This is a genomic window from Nocardia sp. NPDC049220, assembly GCF_040647855.1.
Classification (GTDB): Bacteria; Actinomycetota; Actinomycetes; order Mycobacteriales; family Mycobacteriaceae; genus Nocardia.
Map to the genome: position 1 here is coordinate 105,895 of NZ_JBEZDA010000003.1, position 15,564 is coordinate 121,458.

The 15,564-nt window shown below is 67.6% G+C and carries 10 protein-coding genes and 1 pseudogene; 7 read left to right on the forward strand and 4 right to left on the reverse strand.

Annotation, left to right across the window (positions count from 1 at the left end; genetic code table 11):
* Positions 1 to 137: 137 nt before the first annotated feature.
* Entirely contained in the window at positions 138 to 2,708 is a 2,571-nt protein-coding gene (gene otsB / locus AB0C34_RS12050; protein WP_357070326.1) for a trehalose-phosphatase, read from the reverse strand.
* Between the two features lie 253 nt (positions 2,709 to 2,961).
* A complete protein-coding gene (gene kstR, locus AB0C34_RS12055) occupies positions 2,962 to 3,612 on the reverse strand; it encodes a cholesterol catabolism transcriptional regulator KstR (RefSeq protein ID WP_357070328.1) in 651 nt (216 codons plus the stop codon).
* A gap of 146 nt (positions 3,613 to 3,758) precedes the next feature.
* On the opposite strand from kstR, the gene AB0C34_RS12060 reads away from it, so the two are divergent.
* From AB0C34_RS12060 to AB0C34_RS12090, 7 genes and pseudogenes are all read left to right on the forward strand, one after another.
* The gene (locus AB0C34_RS12060; protein ID WP_357070330.1) at positions 3,759 to 5,909 is read left to right on the forward strand and encodes an acyl-CoA dehydrogenase; all 2,151 of its coding nucleotides are present in this window, start codon (positions 3,759 to 3,761) and stop codon (positions 5,907 to 5,909) included.
* A gap of 25 nt (positions 5,910 to 5,934) precedes the next feature.
* Positions 5,935 to 6,999 (forward strand): acyl-CoA dehydrogenase family protein, encoded by a 1,065-nt coding sequence (locus tag AB0C34_RS12065; protein WP_357070332.1) that lies wholly within the window; start codon positions 5,935 to 5,937, stop codon positions 6,997 to 6,999.
* Positions 6,984 to 8,300 (forward strand): acyl-CoA dehydrogenase family protein, encoded by a 1,317-nt coding sequence (locus AB0C34_RS12070; RefSeq protein WP_357070334.1) that lies wholly within the window; start codon positions 6,984 to 6,986, stop codon positions 8,298 to 8,300. Before AB0C34_RS12065 ends, AB0C34_RS12070 begins: the two co-directional genes overlap by 16 nt.
* A gap of 75 nt (positions 8,301 to 8,375) precedes the next feature.
* A pseudogene (locus AB0C34_RS12075) lies at positions 8,376 to 9,197 on the forward strand (MaoC family dehydratase N-terminal domain-containing protein); the annotation flags it as partial.
* Positions 9,198 to 9,747: 550 nt separating this feature from the next.
* Positions 9,748 to 10,926, forward strand: coding sequence for a lipid-transfer protein (locus AB0C34_RS12080; protein ID WP_357070336.1), 1,179 nt, complete (start codon positions 9,748 to 9,750; stop codon positions 10,924 to 10,926).
* Between the two features lie 110 nt (positions 10,927 to 11,036).
* On the forward strand, positions 11,037 to 11,477 hold the full coding sequence (locus tag AB0C34_RS12085; RefSeq protein ID WP_357070338.1) for an NUDIX domain-containing protein: 441 nt from the start codon (positions 11,037 to 11,039) through the stop codon (positions 11,475 to 11,477).
* 290 nt (positions 11,478 to 11,767) lie between these two features.
* Positions 11,768 to 13,357, forward strand: a complete 1,590-nt coding sequence (locus AB0C34_RS12090) for an NAD(P)/FAD-dependent oxidoreductase (protein ID WP_357070339.1) — start codon at positions 11,768 to 11,770, stop codon at positions 13,355 to 13,357.
* Positions 13,358 to 13,366: 9 nt separating this feature from the next.
* On the opposite strand, the gene AB0C34_RS12095 is transcribed toward AB0C34_RS12090, so the two are convergent.
* Both AB0C34_RS12095 and AB0C34_RS12100 read right to left on the reverse strand, forming a co-directional pair.
* Positions 13,367 to 14,764 (reverse strand): carotenoid oxygenase family protein, encoded by a 1,398-nt coding sequence (locus AB0C34_RS12095; protein WP_357070341.1) that lies wholly within the window; start codon positions 14,762 to 14,764, stop codon positions 13,367 to 13,369.
* A 21-nt stretch (positions 14,765 to 14,785) separates the two neighbouring features.
* On the reverse strand, positions 14,786 to 15,562 hold the full coding sequence (locus AB0C34_RS12100; protein WP_357070343.1) for a lycopene cyclase domain-containing protein: 777 nt from the start codon (positions 15,560 to 15,562) through the stop codon (positions 14,786 to 14,788).
* Positions 15,563 to 15,564 lie beyond the last annotated feature (2 nt).

Sequence of the window (15,564 nt, forward strand, 5' to 3'; positions counted from 1 at the left end):
CTAGACCATAATGGAAATCGTTCTCGTTTGACTCTAGCAGTACCGGTTACCAGGTACGACTCGGCGCCGACCTCGAATAGGAACACGACGGGCCCGCGAACGATTCCCTGTTCGCGGGCCCGGTGTGGTTCACGTCGCTAAACCATGGCTCCCACCGGCTGTCCGAGCAGCTGCGCGCAGCGCAGCAGGCCGAGATGGCTGTAGGCCTGCGGGTGGTTGCCGAGCGAGCGTTCGGCAACCGGGTCGTACTCCTCGCTGAGCAGCCCGGTCGGGCCGGCTACATCGACCAGCTGGGCGAACAGCGCCTCGGCATCCGAGCGCTTCCCGATCAGCAGGTACGCCTCGACCAACCAGGCCGCGCACAGGTGGAAGCCACCCTCCCCGCCGGGCAGGCCGTCGTCGTGGTGGTACCGGTACACCGTCGAACCGCTGCGCAGCTCGGCCTCGGTCGCCACGACAGTCGCCGCGAAGCGCGGATCGGACGGGTCGATCAGGCCGCTCAACCCGATGTGCAAGGTCGCGGCGTCGAGGTCGGTGCCGTCATAGGCCGCTGTGTAGGACTGGACATCGTCGTTCCAGCCTTTGGACTTCACCTCGTCGGCGATGGTGTCGCGCAGCACCGCCCACGCCGGGTCCACCTGGCGGTCGAACTTCTGCGCCAGGGTGAGCGCCCGGTCGATGGTCAACCAGCCCATCACCTTCGAGTACACGTGGTGGCGCGGGTTGCCGCGGATCTCCCAGATGCCGTGGTCGGGTTCTTGCCAGCGCCGCTGTACCGCGGACACCATGGCGCGCACCAGTTCCCAGTCGGCGTCCGGCAGTGCGTGCGCCGGATCGCTGATCCCCTTCAGTTCTCTGGCGTGGGCCAGGCTCGCGATGAGATCGACGATCGGACCGAAGACGTCCAGTTGCACCTGCATGTTCGCCGCGTTGCCGACGCGCACCGGGCGCGACCCCGCGTAGCCGGGCAGCTGGTCGATCGAGGCCTCCGGCGGCAGCGTCTCGCCGTACAGCGTGTACAGCGGGTGCAGACGCTCCGGACCGGGCAGGGTCTCCAGCACTCGGTGCACCCAGCCGAGGAAGTTCTCCGCTTCGGCCAGCGAGCCGAGCGAGACCAGCGCCTGCGCGGTCAGCGACGCGTCGCGCAGCCAGCAGTAGCGGTAGTCCCAGTTGCGCACGCCGCCGATGTCTTCGGGCAGCGACGTGGTCGCCGCCGCGAGGATCGAACCGGATGGCGCGTGCACCAGACCGCGCAGCGTAAGTGCCGAGCGCTTCATCAGGTCCGGCTTCAGCGGCGGCAGCGTGAGCTGCGCGGACCACTGCGCCCAGTAGTTCTCCGCCTCCCGCCGCCGCTCCGGCTCACTGGTCATGGCGGGCGCGAGATCGTGGGTGCCGCAGCGCAATTCGAGCACGATGGGGCCCTGCGACGGGTCGACTACGGCCCGGGCGGACTCGTGCGTTCCGTCGGAGACGATTTCCCACCGCACGCCGGGCGAGCGCAGCACGATCGGATCGTTGGTGCCGTGCACCCGCAGCCCGGTGGCCTGCGCCTCGAGGTTCACCGGTACCTGACCGAATTCCGGCCGCGGTGCGAAGGTGACGACGGCCTTCGCGTCGCCGGTGATCACCCGGGTCAGGTCGGTGCGGTTCGACGCCACGTCGTGCGGCAGGTAATCGACCACTTGCAAGCTGGCCCACCGGGTTTCGACGGTCATCGTGCCGTCGACGTAACGCTGTGAGAGCGGAAGGCCCGGCCGCTCCGGCTCGATCGTGAAGTGACCGGCCTGCGGGCCGCCGAGCAGGTGCGCGAACACGGCGGCCGAATCCGGTTCCGGGTGGCAGAACCAGGTCACGGTCGCTTCCGGGGTGAGCAGCGCGACCGAGCGCGGACTCGACAGCATGGTCAGCCGCTCGATGCGCGGCGCGCTCGCGCCGGCCAGCCAGGTGCGCCGCTCCTCGAGCAGGAAGGCCAGTGCGTAGGCCACGTCCTCGGTGTTGTTCACCCGGAACTTGGCCATGCTGTCGCCATCGCCGACCTTGATGCCGACGTCGGGACCGGACAGCATCCGGAATGCCTTTTCGTCAGTGACGTCGTCACCGAAGAACACCGCCGCCGACGCGCCGGCCTGGTGCCGAACGGTGTCCAGCGCGGTGCCCTTGTCGGTCTGCACGACGGCGAGTTCGATGACGGCCTTACCCTCGGTCACCTGCACGCCGAACCAGCACGCGGGGCCCTGCCGGACCTGGGACAGCGCGCGATGTCCGATCTCGGGACTGGCGTTGCGCACGTGCAAGGCGATACTCGCAGGTTTGATCTCGACGCTGACGCCCGGATTCTCCGTGGCGATCTTGTTCAGTGCCGTCTGCACCTCTTGTAGCAGGTGCTTGGCGTCGCTGTCGATCGCGTGCACGAAGCCCACGTCGAACTCCGAGCCGTGGCTACCGATCAATTGCACCTCGACCGGAAGCCGGGACAATGCCGCGAGATCTCGCAGTGCCCGGCCGGAGATCACGGCGGCGGTAGTCCCGGTGAGGCCGGCGAGTGCGCGTAGCGCGCTCACCGACTCCCGATGGGGGAAGGCTTTGGCCGGCTCGGACACGATGGGCGCGAGCGTCCCGTCGTAGTCCGAGGCGACCAACAACCGTGGCACGCGCGCAACCGTCGACAGTGCACGGCGAAGTTCGAGGGGCAGATCCTGTGCGCTCACGCATCCAACCTAGTGATCGGAGGAGTTTTTTCCGGGGGCGGCCAAAACAATACTGTGTTGTATTGGCCGTGCAGAAGAGCGCTGGTCAGGCTACGCACAATATCGTACGACCGAACCGTTGCCGGGAAGATCCGTCCAGCCGACGGATTCGGGACCGGTACCGGCGAGCGGGCCGGCGCGGGCGCGCCGACCGGCCCCGGCCGGGTTGCCGTGACTCGAATTCGCTGGCGGTGCACCGGTGCTCAGGCGATCGTCAGCGACTGCGATCGCCCAGGAGGAGATCGACGGTCAACTCCAGTCGTTCGGTCACGTCGGTGGCCGAGGCGCGCCGGGTCAGCCAGGCGACCAGATTCGACAACCAGACGTCGCTGATCACCCGCGCGATGGCCAGTTGGCGCTCAGTGGGTTCACCATCGTTCATGGCGCGCGCGAAGACCCGGTCCATCACCCTGCCGACCCGGTCCACCTCGGCGGCGGCCGAGGCGTCGGCGAACATGAACGCACGGGTCATGGCCTCGGTGAGCAGCGGGTCACGCTGCATCATCCTGGTTATCTGGGTCAGCAACAGATGCATGCGTTCGCGCGGCGACTGTCCGGCCAGAGGCTTGCGTTTGCCCTCGATCTGCTCGAATTCGCGAGACAGCGCGGAGACCAGCAGATGTACTTTCGACGGGAAATACCGGTACAGCGTGCCGACCGCGACATCGGCGCGTTCGGCCACCGCTCGCATCTGCACCGCGTCGTACCCGCCCTTGGAGGCCAACGCCAACGTCGCGTCCAGGATTCGCTTGCGCCGGTCTCGTTGCGCCGCCGAACTCAGTTCGTCCTCACTGAGCGTGGTGACGGTGGCGGTGGGCGGTGCCGCGCTCGAGTCGGCTGGCTGCGATCGGGACGGGCTGGCCATTGATCGAGAGTCCTTTCCGGAAACGTCGGTGTGTTTGCTGCGCGGGCGGGTCGGCCGCGGCCGGGATCGTGTCTTGACTTCCGCCCAGCTAGGATATTAGAACATGTTCTAGGTGTGGGAGTCACGCCGGAAAGGCGGTATGGACTGTGACCATCGCCACCACTGACGAGCATAAAGCCGTCCAGGAGTCGATGCGCGGGTGGGCTTCGTCGGTCCGGCCGATTGCAACAATGCGGTCCGACCCGGCGAACTTCTGGCACGTGTACTGGCCCGCGTTGGCCGACATCGGGATCTTCCGGGTCGCGGTGGCTGAGGACGCGGGCGGTGCGGGCGGTTCGGTCGGCGATCTCGCAGTGCTGGTCGAGCAAGCGGCGCACGATTTGGTCGGCGGCCCGGTGCTGTCGACGGCTCTGGCCAATCTGATCACCGTGGGACGACTCGACGGGGATCGTCCCTGCGGCGTCGCGCTCGACTTCATCGTCGGTTCCGAGGTGAGCGCATTCGCCGCAGGCGAGGCGTTGGTGCTCACCGGTGTCTGGGATTCCGTGCTCGGTGGCGCGCCGGGAACCGCGGTTTTGCTTCCGGTGTCGACCTCGCGGGGGCGGCGTTGGTGCATGATCGCGCCCGATACCGTCGGTTTGCGGGTGGAACCGCTGGCGCCGCTCGATGTGAGTACACCGCTGGCTCGGGTGCACTGCACCGATCTGCGCGTGCCCGCCGCACAGGTGTTCACCGCGCCGCACGCGGCCGAGGATCTGCTCGTGGCGCTCGCCGCCGCCGAGCTGGCTGGACTGGCCGGCTGGTGCCTGGAAACCGCGGTCGAATACGCCAAGGTGCGTGAGCAATTCGGCCGCAAAATCGGATCTTTTCAAGCGGTCAAGCACATCTGCGCCTGGATGCTATGTCGGACCGAGCTCATCCGCGCCGTCGCGGCCGACACCGCGGCCGCCGTGGACGAGGGTGGAACGGAACTGCCGATCGCGGCGGCGATCGCCGCCGCGATCGCACTCGACGCGGCGGTTCGGACCGCCGAGGACTGCATCCAGGTGCTCGGCGGCATCGGCTTCACCTGGGAGCACGACGCGCACCTCTACCTGCGCAGGGCGGTGGCGCTGCGCCAGTTGCTCGGCGGCTCGGCGCGCTGGCGGGCCAGAGTCGCCGAACTCACGCGTGCGGGGCAGCGCCGTAGCACCGGTGCCGACCGGGTGTTCGCCGCCGACGGCGTGGCTGTGGATGGCGACAGCGCGCACGAACTGGCCACCGAGGTCGCGCGGATCGCGGCGCTGCCGGCCGACGAACAACAGGCCGCGCTGGTCGAGGCCGGACTGGTCATGCCGCACTGGCCGCGGCCCTACGGCCGCGCCGCGGATCCCAAGACCTGCCTGATGATCTCCGCCGAACTGCGTCGCGCCGGGCTCACCGCCCCGGACTTGGCCATCGGCGGCTGGGCGATCCCCACTCTGCTGCAACACGGCACGCAAGCGCAGATCGATCGGTTCGCCTGGCCGACACTGCGTGGCGAAGTGGTGTGGTGCCAGCTGTTCAGCGAACCGGAGGCGGGCTCGGACCTGGCCGCACTGCGTACCACCGCGAAGCGGGCTGATGGCGGCTGGGTGCTGCGTGGCCAGAAGGTGTGGACGTCGCTCGGCGACACCGCGAGTTGGGCGATATGCCTGGCCCGCACCGATCCCGACACGCCCAAGCATCGCGGCATTTCCTATTTTCTTGTCGACATGCGCAGCGTGGGTCTCACGGTCCGGCCCCTGGTGCAGATCACCGGCGAGGCGCACTTCAGCGAAGTATTCCTCGACGATGTGTTCGTGCCGGACGAGTGTGTGGTCGGCGCACTGAACAACGGATGGAAGATCGCCCGCTCAACCCTGTCGACCGAGCGCGTCGCCATGGGCGGCAACGGCATCGGCCCGATGCTCGAGGAGCTGATCGCGACATCGCCCGGCACGGGTGTCGGTGCGGAATTGGTGAACGACCGACTCGGCGAATTCGTCGCCGAATCGATTGCTGGACTATTGCTAGAGCAGCGCGCCGCGGCGAAGGTGCTTGCGGGCGGCGACCCCGGCGCGCAAAGTAGCGTACGCAAGTTGGTCGGAGTGCGTCATCGCCAGGCGGTCGCGGAATTCGCTGTCGAGATGGCGGGACCCTCCGGCGCGCGGGATGCCGGAGTGGCGAAGGAATTCCTGCTCACGCGCTGTTTGTCGATCGCTGGTGGAACCGAGCAGATTCTGCTGACCGTTGCCGGTGAGCGGATTCTCGGCCTGCCTCGTGACGCGGACAGCTAGTCGTCGAGACAACTGGGAGAAAACCGTGGACTTCACCAGAGACGAAGGCCAGGATGCTGTGGCCGAAGTTGTCGTGAGCCTGATGGAACGCGAGCTGGCGCGTGATATGGATCTGTGGCCGAGCTTGGTCGACTCCGGACTGTTGGCCCTCGCGCTGCCCGAGCGGCACGGCGGCGACGGTATGGGCCTGCAAGAGGTGTCGGTGCTGCTCACGGAGTTGGCTATGGACGCCGTCGCGGTGCCTGCTCTTCCGACACTCGGCTTCGGTGTCCTGCCGCTGCTGGCCTGTGCGCCGGAGAAGATCGTGGCACAGGTGCTGCCAGACGTCGCCAAGGGAACTGTGCTCACCGCGGCACTGAGTGAGCCGGCGGCACCGTTCACCATCAAGCCGGAGACCACCGCGGTCACCAGCGGCGACACGGTGCGCGTCACCGGGCGCAAGGTCGCCGTGCCCTATGCGGAGCAGGCGCGGTGGCTGCTCGTGCCGACCAGTTCCGGCATCGCCCTTGTCGATTCGGACGCCGACGGCCTCGTCAAGACACCGTCGCCGGTCTCCGGCGGGATTCCCGAATGCACCGTCCTGCTCGACGATGTGGAGATACCCGTTGCCCAGCTCTGGGCGACCGGGCTGGTCGAGTTGCACCGCCTCGCGCTTGCCTCGATCGGCGCGGTGGCTGATGGTTTGCTCAAGGGAGCGATCATCCTCACTGCCGAGCACCTGCGCACCCGCCGCCAATTCGGCAGGCCGCTGGCGGAATTCCAGGCTGTCGCCCAGCAGATCGCCGATCTGTATGTCGTCTCGCGCACCCTGCACGTTGCCGCGGTGTCGGCGAATTGGGCACTGGCGCAGAATGATTCGAGCCAGCGGCAGAGCGACCGCATCGATGACGACTTGGAGATCCTGGCCTACACCGTCACCGCGGAACTGCCGATGGCCATGCAGAAGTGCCATCACCTGCACGGCGGTCTCGGCGTGGACATGACGCACCCGATGCACCGCTACTACTCACAAGCCAAGGACATCGCCCGCTGGCTCGGCGGGGCGTCGTTCCGACTAGATCGATTGGGTGCCCGATGTTCATCGACCTGACGACCGAGCAACGCCGACTGCGTAACGAATTACGCTCGTACTTCGCCGATCTCGTGTCCCCCGCGGAGGAGGCCGAGATGGCGGTGAACCGGCACGGCGACGCCTACCGCGCGGTGGTACGGCGGATGGGGCGAGATGGTTGGCTCGGCGTGGGCTGGCCTAAGGAATATGGCGGCCAGGGTTTCGGGCTGGTCGAGCAGCAGATCTTCCTCAACGAGGCGGTCCGGGCCGATGTGCCGCTTCCGCTGGTGACCTTGCTGACGGTCGGGCCGACGCTGCAGCAGTTCGGCACCGAGGAGCAGAAGCGTCAGTTTCTGCCCGGAATCCTTTCCGGTGATATCCATTTCGCGATCGGTTACTCCGAGCCCGAAGCAGGCACCGATCTGGCCTCGCTGCGCACCTCCGCCGCGCGGGACGACTCCGGTGACTGGATCGTCAACGGACAGAAGATCTTCACCACGGGCGCGCACGAGGCCGACTACGTCTGGCTGGCCTGTCGTACCGGATCGGTCGAATCGCGTCACCGCGGTATCACCATCCTGATCGTGGACACGAAGGACCCCGGCTACTCGTGGACGCCGATCATCACCTGCGATGGTGCCCACCACACCAACGCCACCTACTTCGACAACGTACGAGTTCCGGCGAACATGCTGGTCGGCGCGGAGAACCGGGGTTGGCAGCTGATCACGACGCAGCTCAACCACGAGCGGGTGAGCCTCGGTCCGTCCGGCAAGATCGAGCAGCTCTACGACCGAGTGCGCGACTGGGCGCAGGTGCGCGGCGTGCTCGGTGAGATCGACGTGCGTCGCTCGCTCGGCCGCATACACGCCATGGTGCGGCTCAACGAGCTGCTGAACTGGCAGGTCGCCGCCGCGTCCGATCAGCGGCGTTCACAGGGCACCGCGTGGTCACGTTGGGCTACCGCCTCCGGGCCCGTCGCGACCGCCACTGCGTCCGATCAGCGGCGATCGCGGGACCCGGCGTGGTCACGTACTGCGTCCGTGGCCGGACGTGTGGCGCGCGTGACCGACGTCGACGGTGACCGGTCCCAGGTGATCGCGGACGCGTCGGCCACCAAGATCTACTCCACCGAATCGCTGCAAGAGGCGGGCAGGCTCGCGGAGGAGGTCATCGGGCGCTACGGCGACCCGGCCGAAGCCGGCACCGCGGAGCTGCTCAGGTGGCTCGACCGCAGGACCAAGCAGAACCTCGTGGTGACTTTCGGCGGTGGGGTCAACGAGGTCATGCGCGAGCTGGTCGCCTCGTCCGGACTGCGGTTGCCGCGAGTACCCAGATAACGAGCGAAGGAGCCGCGCGTGCCGGAAACCAGTACTCCGGAGGCGATCGTCGCCGCAGCCGAAGCAATTCGGGCGATGGGTGAGTGCGCGCCCCGTTTCGGCCGCGACCCGGTGAATCAGCCGATGATCCGAAACTGGGTGGAGGCGTTGGGGGATACCAATCCCATCTATGTCGAGCAGGAGGCGGCTCGCGCCGCGGGACATCCCGGCGTGGTCGCTCCGCCCGCCATGGCGCAGGTGTGGACCATGTTCGGGCTCAACGGTTCCCGACCTGCCGACGACCCGATGGGCGCGGCCACCGAACTACTCGACGCCGCGGGCTACACCTCCGTGGTGGCCACCGACTCTCAGCAGTCCTATCACCGTTACCTCACCATCGGGGAGGAGGTAGCGGTCACCACCAGGCTGTCGGATATCCAGGGGCCCAAGCGGACGGCGTTGGGGGAGGGTTGGTTCGTCACCTTCGAGACCAGTTGGCGCGTGCGTGACGAGGTGGTCGCCGAGATGCTGTTTCGGCTGTTGAAGTTCGCACCGTGCACCGGCGCGGTGGCGAAACCCGACGCTGGTGCCCGGGTCAAGCCGTTGGTTTCGCGGGACACCGAATTCTTCTGGGCTGGAACCGAGGTCGGCGAACTGCGCATCCAGCGGCTGCCGGACGGATCGCTGCGGCACCCACCGGTCCCCGCGATCTGGCAGGACAAGTCGAAGCCGACCGACTACGTCGTCGCCTCCGGGCGCGGCACCGTGTTCAGTTACGTCGTGCACCACGCGCCGCAGGTGCCGGGCCGGCAGCTGCCGTTCGTGGTCGCGCTGGTCGAATTGGACGAAGGCGTGCGCATGCTCGGTGAACTGCGCGGCATCGACCCGGCCGAGGTACGGGTCGGTCTGCCGGTCGAGGTGGGCTTCGAGAAGCTCGACGACGAGGCGACGCTACCGATCTGGCAGGCGAGCGGACCGGGCATGACCGGTCCGGGCCCGGAGGAGGTAACTCGCGTAGCCACGCCGGGCCCCACCGAGGTAGCTCGGGTGGCCACACCGGACCGTATCGCGAAACCAGGTGCGGCGCAGGTGGGCACAGTGCTACCGGAGCTGGTGATCACCGCTGATCCGACCTTCGTGATCAGTACCGCGCTGGCGACACGGGATTTCCAGGATGTACACCATGACAGGGACAAAGCCGTCGCGCGCGGTTCCGAGGACATCTTCGTCAACATCCTCACCGACACCGGGTTGGTGCAGCGTTTCGTCACCGACTGGGCGGGCCCGCGTGCGATCGTGAAGTCGATCGCGCTGCGCCTCGGCGTGCCACTGTACGCCGGCGACACGCTGACGCTGACCGGCACGGTGACCGCGCTGGCGGAGGACGACATCCACATCGACGTGGTCGGCACGGACAGCCTGGGCGACCACATCACGGCAACGGCCGTGATCGCGCTCCGGAGGGCCCATGACTGACCAGACCATGTCCGGCCGTGCGGCCATCGTCGGCATCGGCGCCACCGATTTCTCCAAGGACTCCGGCCGAAGCGAACTACGCTTGGCCGCCGAGGCGGTCACCGCGGCGCTCGGGGACGCTGGGCTCACCCCGGCCGACGTCGACGGCCTGACCACTTTCACCATGGACACCAACACCCAGGCCGCGGTCGCCAGGGCGGTCGGCATCCCGCAGTTGACGTTCTTCAGCCACATCGGATATGGCGGCGGGGCGGCCTGCGCCACCGTCCAGCAGGCCGCCATGGCGGTGGCCACCGGCATCGCCGATGTGGTCGTCGCGTACCGCGCGTTCAACGAGCGTTCGGTGTCGCGGTTCGGGCAGTTCGCGACGGCGCTGGCGACGGCGCCGACCTCCTCGGGTATCGACGCCGGCTGGTCCTACCCGCAGGGCCTGGGCACACCCGCCGCGCAGGTCGCGATGGTCGCCCGTCGCTACATGCATGTCTACGGCGCGACGAGTGCGGATTTCGGCCGGGTCGCGGTCGCCGACCGCAAGCACGCGGCGGTCAACCCCGACGCGTTCTTCTACGGCAAGCCGATCACGTTGGCCGACCATCAGAATTCGCGCTGGATCGCCGAGCCGTTGCACCTGCTGGACTGCTGCCAGGAATCCGACGGCGGCGTCGCGATCGTGGTCACCAGTGTCGAGCGGGCACGCGACCTACGGCAGCGGCCCGCCGTGATCGCCGCGGCCGCACAGGGTTCCGGCGCCGACCAGTACGTGATGACGAGCTATTACCGCGACGCCATGACCGGGCTTCCAGAGATGGGTCTGGTCGGTGACCAGCTGTGGGCGCAGAGCGGGCTGCGCCCACAGGACATGCAAGCCGCCATCCTCTATGACCACTTCACGCCGTTCGTTCTCATGCAGCTGGAGGAGCTCGGCTTCTGTGCCCGTGGCGAAGGGAAGGACTTCATCGCCGATGGCGCCATCGAGGTCGGCGGCCGTTTGCCGCTTAATACCCACGGCGGACAGCTCGGCGAGGCCTACATTCACGGCATGAACGGCATCGCCGAGGCGGTGCGGCAGATCCGCGGCACCTCGGTCAATCCGGTGGCGAGCCTGCAGCACATCGTGGTCACCGCGGGCACCGGCGTTCCGACCTCTGGACTCGTCCTCAGCGCCGACTGAGTGCCGCCGCCGTACGCTGGGTACGTCTTCGGCGGATCTACGCAGGTGCCCTGCGGCGTCTGTGCGGAGCTGACGGCCAGGCCTACGGTGGCGCCAGAAAGAGGAGGCCAATGACGGCTCGGCACCTGGTCGACGTCCATGTTCTGCTTCTTCGCGGTGACGAACTGCTGCTGAGCAAGCGCCGCAGCCACGACGAGTTCGACGGTTGCTGGCATCTTCCCGCGGGAAAGCTCGAAGCGGGCGAATCCGGTATCGCCGGCGCTATCCGTGAGGCGTGCGAGGAGGTCGGTGTGGTGATCGATCCGGCTGATCTCCGCCACATCCACACCGCGCACGTCATCGGCTCCGGCCTCGAACCCCGTCTCGGTCTCTTCTTCGAAACCCGTCACTGGTCCGGCGAACCGGTCAACCGCGAACCCGACAAGTCCTACGAGCTACGCTGGTTCGCGCTGTCCGCCCTTCCCGAAGCCACTCTCATCTCCTACTCGACGGCGGGGATCCGAGCCCACCTGACCGGCGCCACCTACAGCGAACAGGGTTGGCGCCGTTGAGCGGCCGATAACCGCGACACAAGGCGAGAGCGCCGCCATGGTGTGCCACCCGTCAGAGGCCACGCTGCGGGTTTGCCAGCACAAATTCGTTCGGCCGATCGATCTCCCGTTGATTGTGGTAGAAATCAGCCTGACGGTCTCAGAGTTCGCCGATCGTCCCAATACTCGAGGAATTCGCCTGACATGCTCGTAATCGATGACGACCTTGCCCTGGTGCCGGTTTACGACAGCCGACACGTCGCCGCGCACCTGCGACGCCACCGGCCGCTGCCGCAGGAGGTGTCGGTCCGATGAGCGTTCTGATTGTCGGCTCCGGCCATAACGCACTGGTAGCTGCATGCTATCTCGCTCGGGCAGGGCAGCAGGTGGAGGTGCTCGAGCGGGACGAGGTGCTGGGCGGCGCGGTGTCGACGGTGGAGCGTTTCCCGGGACATCTGGTCGACCGGGGCTCGTCGGCGCACCTGATGGTCCGGCATACCGGGATCATCGAGGACCTGGAACTGCATCGCTTCGGTTTGCGCTATATCGACTGTGACCCATGGGCCTTCGCGCCGGCACCGGCCGGGAGCGAACAGCCGCCGATCGTGTTCCATCGTGATCTGGATCGCACCTGCGCGTCGATCGAAGCCGCCTGCGGTGCGCGCGACGCCGACGCGTATCGCCGATTCGTGCGGATATGGGGCCCGCGCAGCCGGCAGCTGATGCGGTCGTTCTCGGGCCGGCCGGGACCGAGCGGGCTCCTGCGCGCGTTCTGGCGACTGGACATCCGCGGCGGCGACGGGGCGGTTCGCGGTCCTGCCGCCATGTCGCGGGATTTCCTGCAGACCGGGGATGCGTTGCTGGACAGCATGTTCGACGATGAGCGGCTGAAGGCTGCCCTGGCTTGGTTCGGGGCGCAGTCGGGACCGCCGATGTCGGAACCGGGAACCGCGCCGATGGTCGGGTTCGCCGCGCTCATGCACACCCTTCCGCCGGGGCGTGCGGTGGGCGGCAGCGGCGCGTTGAGCGCGGCGCTGGTCGCGCGCCTGAAGTCCGACGGCGGAACGGTCTCGGCCGGCGACGCGGTCACCGAGCTTCGGCGCGACGGCGACGGCTGGCGGGTGCGCACGGCGTCCGGACGAAACCTGCGCGCCAGCACCGTGATCGCGGGCGCCCACATCCTCAACACGTTGGACCTGCTGGAAAACGGCGGATTCGATGTCAACACGCTGGACGGCTGGCGCCGCCGCATCCGGGTCGGGCCGGGCATCGGCATGGTGGTCCGGGCGGCCACCGACGCCCTGCCCGTCTATCCCGGCGCCTCGGCCGCGGAGTCGGCGCATGGACTGCAGTTGCTAGTCACCGACCGGCGGCAACTGCGGCTGGCACACGGCGCCGCGTTGGCCGGCGATCTACCGCCGCGGCCGGTGGTGCTGGCCATGAGTTTCAGCGCGCTCGACCCGTCGATCGCGCCGGCCGGGCAGCATCAGCTGTCGCTGTGGGCGCAGTGGCATCCGTACCAACTCGCCGACGGCAGTGACTGGTCCGCGCACGCCGACCGCGAAGGTGATCGCATCATCGGCGAAGTCGACGCGCTCGCACCGGGATTCGCCGCGTCGGTGCGGGAGAGGTTCGTGCAGACGCCCGCCGACCTCGAACGGGAGATGGGGTTGCGCGGCGGCAACGTGATGCACGTCGAGATGTCGCTGGACCAGATGTTCTTCTGGCGACCGCTGCCGGAGATGTCGGGGCAACGGGTTCCCGGCGCGCCCGGGCTTTACCTCACCGGCGCCTCCACCCATCCCGGTGGCGGAGTGTCCGGGGCGAGCGGGCGCAGCGCAGCCAACCTCGTGCTGCGCGACCTGCGGCGCGGCCGGACACCCCGGCTCGGCCGGCGGTGACGGGTCGAATCAGCTATCGCGCCCCGCGCCGGTGAGATCGTCGATGGCGTCGAGGTCCGCGGCGGCCACCCAGCTGCCGTGGAACCCCGACGGCACCCGATGGGGCAGGGACACGACCGCGACCGGCGGGCCGGCGAAGTCGCGGGCATCGAGGATGACCAGATCGCTGCAGTCCCGCGCTGGGTCGTAGACGTAACTCATGACCCAGCCCTGACCTTCCTGCGGTCCGTCGGGCACGAATACCGGCTGGCTGGGTACCATTCCCGCGCCGAAGTCGTGGGTGAGCACGGCATTGGTGTCCAGATCGCGCTGCATGAGCATGACCGGGACGCTGAATCCGTCCGCGTCGTACCGGTCGCGGGGCCGGAACATGGCGGAGTACACGTACCGATGCCGCCGGCTCACCCGCCTGTCATCCACGGACGGAAGCTCCTCGTATCGATCGTCGAGCTGGGATTCGGCTACCGTGCCGGTGTCCAAGTCGAGCACCCAGCGCCAAGACACCGCTCCGCGGGCGATCGGATTGGGCGGGGCGTCGTCGAACATGCGGTCGTACCGCATGGCCTCGACAGTCACCTTCCGGCCGACCTCGTAGGCGTTGACGATGTGGAAGACGAAACCCGCGGACACCTCGAACCACCGGATGTCCTGTCCCCGTCCTTCGCGCGGCAGCACACCGAAACGGCTGGTGTGCTTGGGCTCCCAGCAATAGGGCACCCGCCCCAGAACTATCCGCGTCGGCTTGAATACCACCGGGAGGTCGAGTACCACGATATGGTTCTCGGTCAGCGCGAAATCGTGCATCATCGGCCGTTTCGGCACGTCGATTCGCTCCACCTTGCGGACCCGGCAGTTCGTGTCGACGATCAGATATTCGGCGTAGGACAGAATCGGGTTGTACGCGATCGCGAACAGCTCCCCGGTGACCGGATCGCGCTTGGGATGCGCGGTGAACCCGTGCGGCAGCGTCCCGCCGAAGTTCGTGTACTCGACGGTGTCCAGCGTGGTGGACAGCCGCGCGGGCATACATCCGCCTTCGACCAGTGCCAGCAGGCTGCCGCCATGCGCGATCACATGGGTGTTCACCGCATCGTTCCACACGCGACGCGGCGGCCCCGGTGGGCGAGACCCGCCGAGGGACTTCGTCACGGCCTTGGACCGAACCCACCGGCTGCGGTACCACTCGGCGCGGCCGTCGGACACACGCACACCGTGCAACATGCCGTCGTCGAGGAATCCGAGTATCTGGCGAGACGGGCCGGCATCGGGTAACCGATTGGGCCCGATCCGAACGAACAGCCCGTCGAGTTGTGGTGGAATCGTGCCGCGCACCGGCAAGTCGTATGCGGTCGTCTCCTTGTCCACCGGTTCCCAGGCTCCCCGGTAATACGGGCTCGTCTGTGTCATGTGCTGGTCTCGCTTCGAAATCTATTGTCGGACAATCTTTTTCGGAACAAATGTGCGCAGTCGCGCGGGCAATGCCGGATGGGTGGCGAGCACGAGACTGTTGACGATCAGCAGACTCGTGACAGCGAAGAACAGCGCTTCCTCGAGCGGAAGTCCCAGAATGCTGATTCCGGAGGTGTAGTCGGCCGAGATGTGCCAGGTCCCGGCGGCGATGGCGATCCGATCGGCGACCCACAGGTAGGCGACGACCGGCACCAGGGTGCGTAACCGAACGGCTCGCCGCATGCGCAGCAGATCCGCTCCCACCGCGCACTGGACGGCCAGCAGCGGACCGAACCACATCAGCATCGAACCCAAGTAGAGGCCATGCGAATTCGTCACGGCGACAAAGGCTCCGACCATGGCGGCGACGCTCCACGCGACGGCCCCCGCGATACGGCGAAGGGTGCCGTTGGACACGGCCGGTTCGAGTGCGTCGACGCGGCTGGTCTGCCACAGCGTCCACAACCCGGCAAGGCAGGTCTGCCCCGCCATGAACAAGTACTCTTCGAGCGGCACCCGGGCGAGGGTGGCGACGACCCCGCCCTCTGGATACGTCCAGACTCCGACTCGGATGATCCAGCTGTCCCACGGTGTCGTCCACACCCAGGCCACCAGCAGGAGCAGAGCGAGAATCCGCAGCCCGACATCGTACGGGCGGCGGGGGCGATCGGGTTGCCGCAGTGTGTATCTCGTGACCGCCAGGACGCCGATCAGGGGAGGCAGCAGAAAGATCGCCAGAAATTGCAGATATGTCATAG

What these genes read in the sequence shown, in the direction of transcription:
- kstR (WP_357070328.1), bottom strand. Translation starts at nt 3,612, where the DNA reads ATGGCCAGCCCGTCCCGATCGCAGCCAGCCGACTCGAGCGCGGCACCG.
- AB0C34_RS12070 (WP_357070334.1), top strand. Translation starts at nt 6,984, where the DNA reads ATGTTCATCGACCTGACGACCGAGCAACGCCGACTGCGTAACGAATTA.
- AB0C34_RS12080 (WP_357070336.1), top strand. Translation starts at nt 9,748, where the DNA reads ATGACTGACCAGACCATGTCCGGCCGTGCGGCCATCGTCGGCATCGGC.
- AB0C34_RS12085 (WP_357070338.1), top strand. Translation starts at nt 11,037, where the DNA reads ATGACGGCTCGGCACCTGGTCGACGTCCATGTTCTGCTTCTTCGCGGT.
- AB0C34_RS12090 (WP_357070339.1), top strand. Translation starts at nt 11,768, where the DNA reads ATGAGCGTTCTGATTGTCGGCTCCGGCCATAACGCACTGGTAGCTGCA.
- AB0C34_RS12095 (WP_357070341.1), bottom strand. Translation starts at nt 14,764, where the DNA reads ATGACACAGACGAGCCCGTATTACCGGGGAGCCTGGGAACCGGTGGAC.
- AB0C34_RS12100 (WP_357070343.1), bottom strand. Translation starts at nt 15,562, where the DNA reads ATGACATATCTGCAATTTCTGGCGATCTTTCTGCTGCCTCCCCTGATC.